Source organism: Paraburkholderia sp. BR10141 (assembly GCF_056155635.1).
Genome location: NZ_JBMIQH010000002.1, coordinates 81,286 through 95,023, shown reverse-complemented (window position 1 = coordinate 95,023; position 13,738 = coordinate 81,286). Strand labels below are relative to the sequence as shown.

The window sequence follows — 13,738 nt, the reverse complement described above, 5'->3', positions numbered from 1 at the left end:
CTTAGTGCGTCGTCCCGGCGCGGCGCTCGACGAAGCGCCGCACGTAGTCGTCGGCGGGGCGGTGCAGGATGTCGTCGGGCGTGCCGCACTGGATGAGCCGTCCGTCGCGCAGAATCGCGATCTGATTGCCGATGCGCAGCGCCTCGTCGAGGTCGTGCGTGATGAACACGATGGTCTTCTTGAGCGTAGCCTGGAGTTCGAGCAGCTGGTCCTGCATTTCGGTGCGGATGAGCGGATCGAGCGCCGAGAACGCTTCGTCCATCAGCAGCACGTCGGTGTTCGCGGCCAGCGCGCGAGCGAGGCCCACGCGCTGGCGCATGCCGCCCGAAAGCTCGTCGGGATAGTGGTCCGCATAACCCGCGAGGCCCACCTTGCCGAGCCATTCGCGCGCGCTCGCGTGCGCCGCCGCTTTCTTTTCGCCGCGCGTGGCCAGCGCATAGGCGGCATTGTTGAGCACCGTCTGGTGAGGCAGGAGTCCGAAGCTCTGGAACACCATGCTCACGCCGTAACGGCGCAGATCGCGCAGGCCATTGTCGGAGAGCTTGAGCACGTCCTTGCCGTCGATGAGGATCTCGCCCACGGTCGGCTCGATGAGCCGGTTGAAGTGGCGTACCAGCGTGGATTTGCCCGAGCCCGACAGACCCATGATCACGAAGATCTGGCCCGAGCCGATCGATAGGCTCACGTCGTTCAGGCCTACGTTGCAGCGGGTCCTCTCGAGGACCTCGGCCTTGCCCGCGCCGCCGCGCAGCAGTTCGAGCGCGCGCTGGCTGCTTTCGCGCGTGCCGAAGATCTTGTAGACGTTCTTGACTTCGATGCCGCTCATGATCGTTACCTCATTGCATGCTCATTGCGTATGCTGGATGCGCCGGCCGGGTCTCCGCCATTGTGCCGGCGCTTTTGCCTTCGCGTTCGTTACTTGGCCGGCTGGCTCGTCAGGTCGTTGCCGCTGGCCGCGTCGGCGCTTGTGCTTTCCTGTTCGCGAACGCGGCGAAACGGGATGCGCGAGGGCTGCTTCGATTTGCGCGCGAGTCCGCGTGTGCGCCGGCCCTGGCCGTAGCCCTGGCTGATGCGGTCGATCACGATCGCGAGAATCACGATGGCGACGCCCGCTTGCGTGCCCTTGCCCACGTCGAGCGTCTGGATGCCCGCGAGCACGTCTTCGCCAAGACCGCGCGAGCCGATCATCGAGGCGATCACGACCATCGAAAGCGCCATCATCGTGGTCTGGTTGATACCGGCCATGATGCTCGGCCGTGCGAGCGGCAACTGCACGCCAAACAGCAGTTGCATGCGCGTGGTGCCGAAGGCGCGCGCGGCTTCGACGATTTCCGCATCCACGTGGCGGATGCCGAGGTCGGTCAGACGAATGAGCGGCGGCAGCGCATAGACGACCGTGGCGAGAATCGCGGGCACCTTGCCGAGGCCGAACAGCATGAGCACCGGAATCAGGTACACGAAACTCGGCAGCGTCTGCATGACGTCGAGCACTGGCAGCAGCACGCGGCGCAGCCCGCTGCTCGAAGCCGCGAGAATGCCGAGCGGTACGCCGAGCACGACCGAGATGAGCGTGGCGACGACCATCAGCGCGAAGGTCTGCATGAGCTTGTCCCACAGCCCGAAGCAGCCGATCAGCCAGAGCAGCACGACGAACAGCAGCGCCACGCCGATGCGCCGCGAGGCATGCCAGCCGAGCAGGCCCACGGCGGCGAGCACGACGACGGGAGGCGTGGCGCGCAGCAGGCTTTCGAGCGGCACGAGCAGGTCGCGCAGCATGAGCACGCTGAAGTTGTGGAATGCGTCGCCGTAGCGCTGCACGAACGCGGCGACCTGATCGTTGACCCAGTCGGCGATCGAGAGGTGAAGAAAGGGAGATTCCATGGTGAGCCTCATTCTGCGTGTGTCATGTGATGCGTACCGTCGTGCGGCCAGTGTCGTTGCTTACGTGCGCAGGCCGGCCTGTACGCGCGCCGCGACTTCCGGCGTGACCCATTGCTTCCAGATTTCCGGATGCTGCTCGAAGAACGTGCGCGCGACCGTGGAGGCGTCGAGCTTCTTGTCGTGCATCTGCTGGACCAGTTGTTCGTCGAGCGCGAGCGGCAGGCTCACCTTGCCGAAGAACGCGACGGCGTCCGGCTCGGCGTCGTAGAACGGCGTGGAGACCGCGACCTTCAGATGCGAGACCTTGAACGCGGAGGCGCACGGCGCGCCCTTCGGATCGGAAATGGTGTCCCAGCAGGCGTCGGAGTACGGCGCGCCCTCGAGCTGCACGAAGTGGTACTTCGCCATCAGGCCGGCGGGCTGCCAGTAGTAGAACAGAATGGGCTTGCCGCGCTCGTAGGCCGAGGCGATCGCCGCGTCGAGCGCGCCGCCGGTGCCGGGGCGGAAGTTCGTGTAGTCGTCGCCGAGCTTGTAGGCGGTGAGCAGGCGGTTGTTGAAGCGCTCGCAATCCCAGCCCGCGGGGCAGTTGTAGAAGCGGCCCTTGCCGGGTTCTTCGTCGTCCGTGAAGAGGGATTTGTACTGCGGCAGTTGCGCGACGGAGCGCAGTTGCGGCGCCATGGGCTTGATGCCGCGCCTGGCGTCGCCGTTGATCACATAGTCGGGGACGTACCAGCCTTCCTTGTCGCCGCCGGGAATCAGTTCGCCCACGAGCTTCACGCTGCCGTCCTTCAAACCGCGCGCGACGATGGGGCTGCGGCCCGTCCAGTGCTCGGCCCACACCTGCAAGTCGTTTTTCGTGAGCGCCGTTTCGGTGGCGGCCGTGGCGCCAGGCACGACTTCGGTCTTGCAGCCGTAACCCTTCTCCAGCACGGTGCGCACCATTTCGGTCATCAGCGCGCCGCTTTCCCAGGTGATTTGCGCGAGCTTCACGGTTTTGCCCGCCTGGCACCAGCCGGGGGCTGCAAAGCTGCTCGTGGCCGCGCAGGTCAGCGCGAGGGCGGCGGCAATACGCACGCCTGCCAGCGTGATACGTCTCATGTCGTCTCCAGTGATTGGAATTGTATGCGCGGGCCAGCGTGGGGCCGCCGCTTTTCGAATCAATCCGACCAGAGTCTAGCCGTGCCATTTCGGGTTGCGAAGCAACGAATAGTCATCGATGCATTACCTGATCTCATGCCACTTTCATCACGCGAATGATGCATGCGAGAGCGATGACTGCGCGTCATGCCCCCATGAGATTTCATAGCTTTTGGGCGCTTGCGGCGTGTGCTGGAATGCGTCTGGCCAAATTCGAACCCATGACACAGGAGACGGAAAACATGAAAGACCTGCAAGTCTATATCGGCGAAGGTTTCGCTGGACCAGGCGTAAACGCTGCCCACATCAACATCATGATCGGCCCGCGCAATGGCCCGGTGGGACAGGCGTTTACGAACAGCCTGTCGTCGCCTTCGCAAGGGCACGTGCCGTTCATGGTGGTGGCGCAGCCCAACGTGCCGGTCAAGCCCGCCACGCTCTACGTGAACAAGGCCGACATTCGCGGCGACCTGCACGGCAACGCCACGTGGGGCGCCTCGCAGGCGGCCATCGCGAAGGCGGTGACGGAAGCGATGCTCGACGGCACGCTGCCGCCGCAAGCGGAGAACGAGTGGTGCATCGTCACGGCGAACTGGGTGAACTGGTCGTGCGACGACCTCGACGCCGTGTACGAGAACAATTACGTGGCCTGCAAGACGGCTATTCGCGCCGCGATGAACGGGCTGCCGTTGCTGGACGACATTGCGAAGATCAAGGATCAGATCAGCAATCCGTTCTACACGCCGAAGGCTAAAGCGGCTTGAGTCGCGCCAATCGTTACAGGTGACTACGATGCAATACGTGCAACTTGGCCGCTCCGGCCTGAAGGTGTCGCGCCTGTGCCTCGGCACGATGAACATGGGCACGCCGGAATGGAAGCCCTGGATCTACAACGAAGAGCAGAGCGAGCCGATCGTGCGCCGCGCGCTCGAAGCGGGCGTGAACTTCATCGACCTCGCGGACTTCTATTCGACCGGCGTGGGCGAAGAAGTGGTGGGGCGCATCGTGCGGCGGCTTGCGAAGCGCGACGAACTCGTGCTCACGACCAAGGTTGGTTATCCGATCGGCAGTGGCGCGAATAACCAGGGCCACTCGCGCAAGCACATCATGGAAGGCATCGACGGCTCGCTGCGTCGGCTGCAAACCGATTACGTCGATGTCTACATGCTGCACTACTTCGACGTGAACACGCCGGTCGAAGAAACCATGGATGCGTTGAACGACATCGTGCGTGCGGGCAAGGCGCGCTATATCGGCGTGTCGACGATGTTCACCTGGCAGTTCGCCAAGATTCTGCAGGCGTGCGAGCGCTATCACTTCGCACGACCGATCAATATGCAGCTGCAGCTGAACTGCGCGTATCGCGAGGAAGAGCGCGAGATGATTCCGTTCTGCCAGGATCAGGGCGTGGGCGTGTCGGTGTTCAGTCCGCTCGCACGAGGCCTCCTTTCCGGCGACGCGAAGTCGGTGCGCAACCAGACCGACTTCTTCACCGTGCAGATGTACGACGACGAGGCCTCGCGCGATATCGCGCGTTCGGTGGCCGAAGTCGCGGCGGCGCGCGGCGTGTCGTGCGCGCAGATCGCGCAGGCCTGGGTGCTGGGGCGTGCGGGCGTCTCGTCGATGCTCGTGGGCGCGGACACCGTCGCGCAGTTCGAAAGCGCACTCGCGGCGCTCGACACGCAACTCACCGCCGACGAGCTGTATGAACTCGAGCGCAACTACACGCCGTGCGACGTGATCAACGACTACGTGAGCGCACGCATTCCGCGCGTGCCGCGCGCGGCGCGACGCCTGGAGATCGCAGCATGACGAGCTTGACGATTGACGGACTGAAAGAAGCGCGCCTGTGGCGCACCTCGAGCTTCATCGACGGCGAATGGGTGGCGAGCGAAGCGACCTACCGGATCATCGACCCGGCCACCGGCGCGCCGCTCGCGCAAGTGGCCCGCGCCGGTGCGCGCGAAGCGCTGCAGGCCGTGGCGGCGGCCTCGCATGCGTTCCCTGCGTGGCGCGACGCCACGGCGGCGGAGCGCGGCGCGAAGGTGCGCCGCTGGGGCGAGCTGATGCACCTGCATCGCGAAGACCTCGCGCGCATCATGACGGCCGAGCAGGGTAAGCCCTATGCGGAAGCGCTGGGCGAAGTGGCGTACGCGGCGAGCTTTCTCACATGGTTCGCGGAGGAAGCGCGACGCGCCTATGGCGACGTGATTCCCGCGCCGAAGAAGGGCGCGCGCATTGTCGTGACGAAGGAACCCGTGGGCGTGGTCGGTGCGATCACGCCGTGGAATTTCCCGCTCGCCATGGTGACGCGCAAGGCCGGCCCGGCGCTCGCGGCAGGTTGCACGATGGTGCTCAAGCCTTCGGAAGAGACGCCGCTTTCGGCGCTCGCGCTCGCCGAGCTGGCGGTCGAGGCGGGCATTCCGCGCGGCGTGTTCAACGTCGTTTCGGGCGATGCTCCGGCGATCGGCGACACGCTGATGGCCTCGAAGGCCGTGCGCAAGATCTCGTTCACGGGTTCGACGCGCGTGGGCAAGCTGCTCATGCGCGCTGCCGCCGATACGGTGAAGAAGGTGTCGCTCGAACTGGGCGGCAACGCGCCCTTCATCGTGTTCGACGACGCCGATCTCGATGCCGCCGTGGAAGGCGCGATCGCCTCGAAATTCCGCAACACGGGGCAGACCTGCGTGTGCGTGAACCGCTTCTACGTGCAGGCCGGCGTGCACGACGCGTTTGTCGAGAAGCTGGTTGCGGCGGTGCGCGCGTTGCGCGTGTCGGGCGGCATGGAGCCGGGCGCCACGCAGGGGCCGCTCATCAACGGCGCGGCGTTGCGCAAGGTCGAGGCGCACGTGAGCGATGCGCTCGAGAAGGGCGGCGCCATTGCGTGCGGCGGCCACCCGCATGCGCGGGGCGGCACGTTTTACGAGCCCACGGTCATCACGGGCGCGCACGGCGGCATGATGCTCGCGCACGAAGAGACGTTCGGCCCCGTTGCCGCGGTGTTCCGCTTCGAGACCGAGGAAGAAGCGATCCAGGCGGCGAACGATACCGACTTCGGCCTGTCCGCCTACTTCTACGCGCGCGACATTGGCCGCGCGTGGCGCGTGGCGGGCGCGCTGGAAAGCGGCATGGTCGGCATCAACGAGGGCATCATCTCGACGGAAGTCGCGCCTTTTGGTGGCGTGAAGGAGTCGGGGCTCGGGCGCGAAGGCTCGAAGTACGGGCTCGACGAGTACCTCGAAACGAAGTACCTGATGATGGGCGGGCTCGGCTGATTTTCCTTGCTGTTGCTACGCTTGCCAGCTTCTGGCGAAAGCCGCCGCGCGAAAGTGCGGCGGTTTTTTTGAGCCTTCACTTCGATATGCGAATGGCGCTGAGACCTCAGTTGGCTGCGATGAAACGCAGCATGCCCGCCAGACGCGCCTGCCCGCCGGTGTCGTTCGGATGATTCACGCCGTCCATGACAGGGACCTCGGCGAAATCGAACGGGCTGACGCCGTCGAGGCAAGCCACGTTCACGCCATACAGGTTCGGATTCGAGCGCCGTTGAAGATGGGTGGCGATTCCGCAGCGAGAACAGAAGAAGTGCCGCGCCGCTCCGGTGTTGAAGCGGTAGTCCGTTAGCATCTCCTCGCCCTGCAGGAATTCGATCCCACTCGTTTCGGCCGCGACGATGACCGCGCCTCGCATGCGGCAGTAAGAGCAGTTGCAGCGGCGGATCGAGTTGAAGCCGTCGCTTAGCGTCGCCACGAAACGCACTGCGCCGCAATGGCACTGGCCTGCCCGTTGGTTCGTATCGCCTACCATGTCTTTAGCTTCTCCTCTCGAATAAAGCGTGTTGTGCAAGGACGCGGCGTCAACCTGCCCACGCGTTGACGTCGAGCACCGCTTTGGCGAACACTTCTGGCGCCTCCTGCGGAAGGTTATGACCTGCATTCGGCACGATGCGGTTCTCATGGCGCCCGCTGAGGCGCTTCGAGCTTGTCTCTCGTGCGCCGGGCGGCTGGACGCCGTCTGCGTCGCCGTCGAGCGTGATCGTCGGCACGGTGATCGGCGGCGTGGCGGCGAGGCGTCGCTCGATGTCGTCGAAGCGGGGATCGCCTTCGACCAGTCCGAAACGGTGACGGTAAGAATGGACCACCACGTCGACGAAATCGGGATTGTCGAACGACGCTGCCGTGCGCGCGTAGAGGTCGTCGTCGAAGTGCCAGGTCGGCGACCAGAGTGACCACAGGAGACGGCAGAATTCGCGCCGTTTTTCAATCAACCCAGTGCGGCCGCGCTCGCCGTGCAGGTAGTACTGGTACCACATGCGGTGTTCCTTTTCGGGGTCGGCTGGCTGTGCGGCAGCGGCGATATCCTGGATGTTGTAGCCGTTGACGGAAACCAGGCCCCGCGCCCTCGACGGGTAGAGCGCCGCCACGATGCATGCCGCGCGGCCGCCCCAGTCGTATCCGCCGAGGATGGCCCGCTCGATCCGCAGGGCATCGAGCAGCGCCAGCAGGTCAGCGCCAAGCGCTGCCTGCTGGCCCGAGCGCAGTGTCGTGGGCGAAAGGAAGCGCGTTGGGCCGTATCCCCGCAGGTAGGGGACGATGACGCGGGCGCCCTCGGATACGAGGCGTGGCGTCACCTCGTCGTATGCGCGAATGTCATAGGGAAAGCCGTGCAGCAGCACGACCGGCCATCCATTCGCGTCGCCCTGTTCGTCATAGGCGATGTCGAGCAGGTCGGTTTCGATATGGTCAAGCATGGGGCGCTCCTTCGAACTCAAGTTGCGTGCTCAGTTGCGTGATGCAGCACGGGTAGCAAACAGTGTGCGTGAAATCATCTCAGAGCCCGAGACAAACCGCACCGGCCGCGACGACCACGCAGGCGAGCCAGCGCGATCCGCTCACCGCCTCCCGCAAAAACATCCGCCCGATCAGCACCGCGAACACCACGCTCGTCTCGCGCAACGCCGATATTGCGCCCATCGCGCCCGCCTGCAGCGCCCAGATCACGATGCCATACGCCCCGATCGACACGAGGCCGCCGGCCAGCGACGAGGCGATCGACAGCGGCTCGGCGCGTACCGGTGTCCATAGCGCCGGGGCCCCGCGGCGCGCAACGAACAGCGCCGGCATCGTCCAATAGGACAGGAACATCCATGCGGTGTAGCTGACCGGCTGGCCGTCGGACAGGCGCACGCCGATGCCGTCGATCACGGTATAGAGCGCGATCGTTGCACCGGTCGTCAGCGCGGCGAGTGCGCCCGCGCGCGACACGTGACGCCCCTGCAGCGCGATCGCGATGATGCCTCCCGAAATCATCACGATCCCGAGACCGTGCAACGGGCCGATCGCTTCATGCGCGAACAGTGCCGCCCCGAGCGTGACGAGCAGCGGCGACGAGCCTCTTGCGATCGGGTACGCGAGCGCCAGGTCGTTGCGGCGATACGAGCGCACGAGACTCACGTTGTAGAAGACATGCACGAGCCCCGACGCGGCGATGTAGGGCCACGAAGCGCGGGCCGGCGAGGGTACGGACAGGATGACGAGCGTGGCAACCAGCCCGATGGCGATGCTCATCCACGCCATGGAGAAAAACCGGTCGCGGTTGCCGTGGAGCATCGCGTTCCAGCTCGCGTGGAGCAGCGCGGCGAACAGCACGATACCGCCGGTATAACTGAGCATGAGGGTGCGGGCAGGGATGCATGAATGGTCTAGCAAGAAGGATATCTATCTTGTGACGGGCTAACAAACCAGATAAATTGGGTGCTTACGTTAGATAAACTCTCGCGAATGAAACCGGTGTTGCCCCCACTCAACGCCCTGCGAGCCTTCGAGGCCGCAGGCCGGCTCGGCAGCTTCAAGGACGCCGCCGCGGAACTGCACGTGACGCCCGGTGCAGTGAGCCAGCACGTGCGCTTGCTGGAGGAGTGGCTTGGCGCGTCGCTCTTCGAGCGGCACAACCGCCGCGTGGAACTGACGCCGGCGGCGAAGCACTATCTGGCGGAAATCGGCCCGTTGTTCGAACAGCTCTCGGCGGCAACCGCGCGATACGGCACGCCGCAAACGGTCTCCCGAACCCTGTCCGTGAATGCGCCCGCGACATTCACGCTGCGCTGGCTGGTGCCGAGGCTGGCGAAATTCCGCGCCGGCCATCCCGACATCGACGTCAAGGTGGAGACGTCGAACGAGCCGCTGGAGAGTCTGAAGGACGACTATGACCTCGTCATCCGGGGTGGCCCGGACACCTTCTACGGCTATTCGATGCAACCGTTCTTGTCCGAGGAGCGGCTTCCGGTCTGTAGTCCTACGCTTTTGAAGCGCGTACCGCTGCGCTCGCCTGGCGACTTGCGAGAGCACACGTTGCTGCACACGTCGAGTCTTCCTCGGCTCTGGCCCGACTGGCTGGCGAGCGTGCAGATGCCCGACCTGAGGCCGGCCGCCGCTTTGACCTTCGACCACTTCTTTCTGACCTTGCAGGCTGCCATCGACGCAATCGGCATCGCGATGGGGCCCACCGCGCTGGTCGCCGACGACCTCGCCGCTGGCCGGCTCGTCGCACCGTTCGCTGGCCCACGTCTGCCATCGCGCAGCTATTGCACTTACGTGGCGGACGAGAAGTCCGGCGATGAACGGGTCGCGTTGTTCCGTTCATGGCTCGAACGCGAGGCAATAGTGAAATCCGATGCGTCGCGCAGTGCAAGAGGAAGCCGGTCATCGCGCTGATCCAACGGCAAAACCGGCGTCGTAATAATGCGACGCCTGGCAGAATTTTGCCGCCCACGCGCGACCGTTTGCGCGCGCCATTTCGCTCCCAACGCGGAAATAGCGCATCGAAGCCGTTCGATCGTTGACGGATGCAATTAAGGGAGCGGGCGATGTGACCACAAGCCCGTGGTCACGAACGGTGTGCCTACTCCATGACGGGACCGATATCAAGCTAATGATTCGGCCGCATTTTCTCCGACCTGTGCCGTTCCTTTCATTCTTATAATTTGCCGCGCGCTCGCGCGAATGGATGCGATGTCGTCGAAAAATGCGGCATCGCGTCTAGCGCCGTTTCTGGCGCGCGAATGCTTAGTCGTAGATGGTGTAGTGCACCGGCCCGTTCGTGGGCCGACAACAAGACTGTGACAACAGGAGAAATTCCATGAAGGCTATTCAGGTATTCAAGCTGGCCGCGGCGACGGCTCTCGTGGCCGCGTCTTTGCACGCCTATGCGCAGGGCGACGCAGCTAGCGGTGCGACTGCCGCAGCCGAGCAACAGGCAACCCCGTCGAAGGCGCAATCGAAGCAGGCCAAGGCCGCTAATCGCGCGCTCAGCCGTAAGGTCCGCACCGCTCTCGCCAAGGACAAGAAGATCGATGTTGCCAACATCACCGTGCGCGCGCGTGACGGCGCCATCGTCCTGCAGGGCTCGGTGCCGGAGCAGTCGCAGATCGAACACGCCACTGAAGTCGCCACGGGCGTGCAAGGCGTCACGTCGGTCAAGAACGCGCTGACGATCCGTCCGAACGAGTCCTGATCATCCCCTCACTATGGCCTTGCGCCCGGCCGGGCGCATGCGCTAAAGCCCGGAGACAGGTCTCCGGGATCCTCCTGCGGGCTTTGTCTCGCGAAGCTGCAGCTGAGCCGCATGCGCGCATTAGCGAGCGTCGCCGTGTTCGCCGGACGACTCAACCAGGTTCGGGTGACCAACGCGTAGCTTGCGCGGTTCGAAGGCTGTATGCAGCGCGAGGCCAGTCGCCGCGCCAATCAGTTGGGCAATGACGAAGGCGGGTACGCTGGAAGGCGCAATGCCTGCAAAAGTGTCGCTGAACATGCGTCCGAACGCTGCGGCCGGATTCGCAAACGATGTCGATGCCGTGAACCAGTATGCGGCGCCAATGTACGCAGCCACCATGATCGCGGCGCGTTCTCCCGGCGCGCGCAGGATCACGAGGATCAAACCTGCAGTCGCCACGGCTTCGGCAATCCATTGTCCGGTGCCTGCGCGCACCTTGCTCGATAGCTCGACGATGGGCAGGTCGAACATGGCGTGCGCGAGCCATGCACCCAGCAGCGCGCCGACGAGTTGCGCAGCGATGTACGGCAGCAATTCCTGAGCATGCAGTTCACCGCGCAGCACCATGACAGCGCTGACGGCGGGATTGAAATGCGCCCCGCTCAAGGGCCCAAACACCTCGATCAGCACATACAGTCCGGCCACGGTTGCCAGCGTGTTGGCGAGCAGCGCGATCGCCGCGTTGCCGCCCGCAAGCCGTTGCGCCATGATGCCGGAGCCAATGACGACGGCGAGCAGCAAGGCCGTGCCGATCAACTCGGCCAGGACCTTGCGCTTGAGACTCGTGACTGCGGTCATGATCCGGAGATTGCAGTGAGCGCCTGCTGAAGTTCCTCGTCGCTCATCGATTCGAGCGGCAGCGCAAGGAGTTGCAGCATGCGATAACCGATCGCCTGGCGAGTGAGTTCGAACGCCACGCGCTTGCCTTCATCGCCACCGGGCGCGAGAGACGGATCCGGGTAGCCCCAGTGAACCTTGACGGGACTGCCAGGCCAATACGGACACGTCTCGGCGGCGGCACTGTCGCAGACGGTGATGACAATGCGCATGACAGGCGCATGGCTGGCGGCAAACTCATCCCAGCTTTTGCTGCGGTAGCCGCTCACGTCGATGCCCGTGCGCACGAGCGACTCGACGGCGAAAGGATTCAGGCGTCCGCCCGGCGCGCTGCCCGCGCTGAACGCGCGCACGTCCTTGCCGGCCTTCGAAGCGAGGTGATTCAACATGGCTTCGCCCAGCACGCTGCGAGCGGAGTTGTGCGTGCACAGGATCAATACGTTGGTCGTCATGGCGTTCCCGCTGGATCGTTCGCGGCTACTCAGCAGCACGCCGAAGACCTGGCCGGATTGCCAGCCGGCTTGTCCGACGACGGCGCGCAGCACGCAGCCACTTCGCGGGCGGGTGCACCGGTCGGCGTATTGCGCGACTCCCCGAACACGGGAATTTCATTGAGCGTGTGATACGACTCCCACGCGATGCCCTGGGGATCGACGCTCCAGTACTTGTTCGACTTCGCGTAGCAGCACGCGGTATCCAGCTGCGTATCCACCGGCAATGCCGCGCTTTCCAGCCGCGCGTGCATTTCGGCCAGTTCGGCTTCGTTCTCGACCTGCACACCGAGGTGATCCAGGCCCGGTGCGGCGCCGCGCTGCGAGATCGCGAAATTGACGCGCGGGTCCTCGAGCATCCACTTCGCGTAGTCGCACTTTACGACGGTCGGTTCAGCGGCAAACAGCGCCGAGTAGAAACGGATGCTCGAAGTGAGATCCGCAACGGCGACGTGAATGTGAAAGCGCTTCATGACTGCTTCTCCGTGGAGGGTGAGCACATTGATGTCGGCGAACAGGGATTGCCGCCGCAACAGTTCTCGGTGAGGTAGGCCAGCAGGCCGTTCATCGTCGCGAAGTTCGCGCAGTAGAAAACGAACCGGCCTTCCTGGCGGCTCGTGACGAGTTGCGCGTGAGACAGCTCCTTCAGATGGAAGGAGAGCGACGAGGGGGGCACGTCGAGCAGGGTAGCGATTTGGCCTGCGGGCAAGCCTTCGAGGCCTGCCTGAACGAGGGCGCGAAAGATCGCGAGCCTGGACTCGTGCGCGAGAGCCGCCAGTGCGGCGATGGTCTGGTTCGTTTCCATGTTTCGATAATAGTCGAAATATCGAAGAATTGGCAAGGAGATCGCTCGCACGACGTGAAAATTTTGGCCTCGGTGGCCTCGGTGGCCTCGGTGGCCTCGCTCGCGCTTCGTACGGTTTTTGCCGGCACGCTGCGGGCCGCATGCCAATGCAGAGACGATTCATGACCTCGATGCGCATGCAACGAAAATCGCGCAGACCGATTATGTGTGCCGCAATGAACGCGACCGATATTCCGCAATGTGGATGCGAAATGTAGTCTCGCAAAATGCGCTGTAAATCGTTGAGGTGGATTTCAATCAGGGCGCCAAAAAAAGGCTTCTCGCAAATACCACGTCAAATCGCCGAACCGCATATCGAACCGCGCCGCGCCCGGATTACAGGCCGATAAATCCATTACGCCATTACGGGTAATTGCCAAAAAACGAAATAAATCGTTGCGCACAATGCGCTTAATTATCCGCGATTGCTTTCCTAAACTTGACATGAACTGGTAGTGGTTTGCTTTACGTACACCACTGCGAACAGTTACGCGATTTGATCGTCGTGAGCCGCATATAACGACCGCCCAATGAGAAATATCGCGGGTCGTTTGTGCCGGAATTCCAGTCCAATCAAAGGAGGAGCAAGTCATGAGCAAGACAACCAGCACATTGATCGCGGCCGTTGCCGCGCTCACGCTGTCCGCCGGTGCGTATGCACAGAGCAACAACACACTGGCAACCCCAGGCGTTACGTCGCCGGCTGCCGCAGCCAATACCAATGCAACGAGCGGCTACGGCACGCCAGGCGCCACGGGCTCGGACAGCGGCATGAGCGCTGCGTCGCCGAATAGCATGGACAACAGCGCGGCGCCGGCCCCCGGCGGCCCTGACAACAACTCGCTGGCGAGGCCGAGCGTAAGGTCGCCGGCAGCGAAATAACAGCAGCCTGTGACCATAAGCAAGACCGCTGCCCTCACGGACAGCGGTCTTTTCTTTTGCCCTGACTCCGTTGGAACAGGCCGCCGCCGCGCGGGTGTCGTCGTTCGACGCTCAA

Annotated in this window: 16 protein-coding genes; 6 read left to right on the top strand and 10 right to left on the bottom strand. The window is 63.9% G+C overall.

What is annotated here, in order from left to right:
• Position 1: 1 nt before the first annotated feature.
• From ACOJB8_RS02995 to ACOJB8_RS02985, 3 genes are all read right to left on the bottom strand, one after another.
• Positions 2 to 826: a quaternary amine ABC transporter ATP-binding protein gene (locus tag ACOJB8_RS02995; protein ID WP_475011006.1), complete on the bottom strand. Its 825-nt coding sequence runs from the start codon at positions 824 to 826 to the stop codon at positions 2 to 4.
• A gap of 89 nt (positions 827 to 915) precedes the next feature.
• Complete coding sequence (locus ACOJB8_RS02990; RefSeq protein WP_475011005.1) at positions 916 to 1,881, bottom strand: ABC transporter permease; 966 nt, start codon at positions 1,879 to 1,881, stop codon at positions 916 to 918.
• Positions 1,882 to 1,941: 60 nt separating this feature from the next.
• Entirely contained in the window at positions 1,942 to 2,979 is a 1,038-nt protein-coding gene (locus ACOJB8_RS02985; RefSeq protein ID WP_475011004.1) for an ABC transporter substrate-binding protein, read from the bottom strand.
• A gap of 281 nt (positions 2,980 to 3,260) precedes the next feature.
• On the opposite strand from ACOJB8_RS02985, the gene fae reads away from it, so the two are divergent.
• The 3 genes from fae to ACOJB8_RS02970 are packed head-to-tail and all read left to right on the top strand — an operon-like array spanning position 3,261 to position 6,293.
• On the top strand, positions 3,261 to 3,782 hold the full coding sequence (fae, locus tag ACOJB8_RS02980; RefSeq protein ID WP_133180932.1) for a formaldehyde-activating enzyme: 522 nt from the start codon (positions 3,261 to 3,263) through the stop codon (positions 3,780 to 3,782).
• A gap of 28 nt (positions 3,783 to 3,810) precedes the next feature.
• Positions 3,811 to 4,830, top strand: coding sequence for an aldo/keto reductase (locus tag ACOJB8_RS02975; protein ID WP_475011003.1), 1,020 nt, complete (start codon positions 3,811 to 3,813; stop codon positions 4,828 to 4,830).
• Positions 4,827 to 6,293: an NAD-dependent succinate-semialdehyde dehydrogenase gene (locus ACOJB8_RS02970; protein ID WP_475011002.1), complete on the top strand. Its 1,467-nt coding sequence runs from the start codon at positions 4,827 to 4,829 to the stop codon at positions 6,291 to 6,293. The genes ACOJB8_RS02975 and ACOJB8_RS02970 overlap by 4 nt, the downstream gene beginning before the upstream one ends.
• A gap of 106 nt (positions 6,294 to 6,399) precedes the next feature.
• Here ACOJB8_RS02970 and ACOJB8_RS02965 read toward each other — a convergent pair whose 3' ends face one another.
• The 3 genes from ACOJB8_RS02965 to ACOJB8_RS02955 form a co-directional block, all read right to left on the bottom strand.
• Entirely contained in the window at positions 6,400 to 6,768 is a 369-nt protein-coding gene (locus ACOJB8_RS02965; protein WP_475011001.1) for a GFA family protein, read from the bottom strand.
• Positions 6,769 to 6,874: 106 nt separating this feature from the next.
• Entirely contained in the window at positions 6,875 to 7,768 is an 894-nt protein-coding gene (locus ACOJB8_RS02960; RefSeq protein WP_475011000.1) for an alpha/beta fold hydrolase, read from the bottom strand.
• 79 nt (positions 7,769 to 7,847) lie between these two features.
• Positions 7,848 to 8,690, bottom strand: a complete 843-nt coding sequence (locus ACOJB8_RS02955; protein WP_475010999.1) for an EamA family transporter — start codon at positions 8,688 to 8,690, stop codon at positions 7,848 to 7,850.
• A gap of 108 nt (positions 8,691 to 8,798) precedes the next feature.
• Here ACOJB8_RS02955 and gcvA point away from each other — a divergent pair, with 108 nt between their 5' ends.
• Together gcvA and ACOJB8_RS02945 are read left to right on the top strand one after the other, a co-directional pair.
• Positions 8,799 to 9,731 carry a transcriptional regulator GcvA gene (gene gcvA, locus ACOJB8_RS02950; RefSeq protein ID WP_342949409.1) on the top strand — a complete coding sequence of 311 codons (933 nt, stop codon included), beginning with the start codon at positions 8,799 to 8,801 and terminating at the stop codon, positions 9,729 to 9,731.
• A gap of 424 nt (positions 9,732 to 10,155) precedes the next feature.
• Positions 10,156 to 10,530, top strand: a complete 375-nt coding sequence (locus tag ACOJB8_RS02945) for a BON domain-containing protein (protein ID WP_069266997.1) — start codon at positions 10,156 to 10,158, stop codon at positions 10,528 to 10,530.
• A gap of 120 nt (positions 10,531 to 10,650) precedes the next feature.
• On the opposite strand, the gene ACOJB8_RS02940 is transcribed toward ACOJB8_RS02945, so the two are convergent.
• From ACOJB8_RS02940 to ACOJB8_RS02925, 4 genes are read right to left on the bottom strand one after another with little or no spacing between them, the layout of a single operon-like run.
• Positions 10,651 to 11,367 (bottom strand): aquaporin, encoded by a 717-nt coding sequence (locus tag ACOJB8_RS02940; protein WP_069266996.1) that lies wholly within the window; start codon positions 11,365 to 11,367, stop codon positions 10,651 to 10,653.
• Positions 11,364 to 11,858 carry an arsenate reductase ArsC gene (locus ACOJB8_RS02935; RefSeq protein ID WP_475010998.1) on the bottom strand — a complete coding sequence of 165 codons (495 nt, stop codon included), beginning with the start codon at positions 11,856 to 11,858 and terminating at the stop codon, positions 11,364 to 11,366. The genes ACOJB8_RS02940 and ACOJB8_RS02935 overlap by 4 nt, the downstream gene beginning before the upstream one ends.
• A gap of 29 nt (positions 11,859 to 11,887) precedes the next feature.
• The gene (locus ACOJB8_RS02930) at positions 11,888 to 12,370 is read right to left on the bottom strand and encodes an ArsI/CadI family heavy metal resistance metalloenzyme (RefSeq protein WP_475010997.1); all 483 of its coding nucleotides are present in this window, start codon (positions 12,368 to 12,370) and stop codon (positions 11,888 to 11,890) included.
• Positions 12,367 to 12,702, bottom strand: coding sequence for an ArsR/SmtB family transcription factor (locus ACOJB8_RS02925; RefSeq protein WP_475010996.1), 336 nt, complete (start codon positions 12,700 to 12,702; stop codon positions 12,367 to 12,369). Before ACOJB8_RS02925 ends, ACOJB8_RS02930 begins: the two co-directional genes overlap by 4 nt.
• Before the next feature lie 630 nt (positions 12,703 to 13,332).
• Between ACOJB8_RS02925 and ACOJB8_RS02920 the strand changes: the two genes are divergently transcribed.
• Positions 13,333 to 13,623: a hypothetical protein gene (locus ACOJB8_RS02920; protein WP_069266991.1), complete on the top strand. Its 291-nt coding sequence runs from the start codon at positions 13,333 to 13,335 to the stop codon at positions 13,621 to 13,623.
• The last annotated feature ends 115 nt before the right edge of the window (positions 13,624 to 13,738 follow it).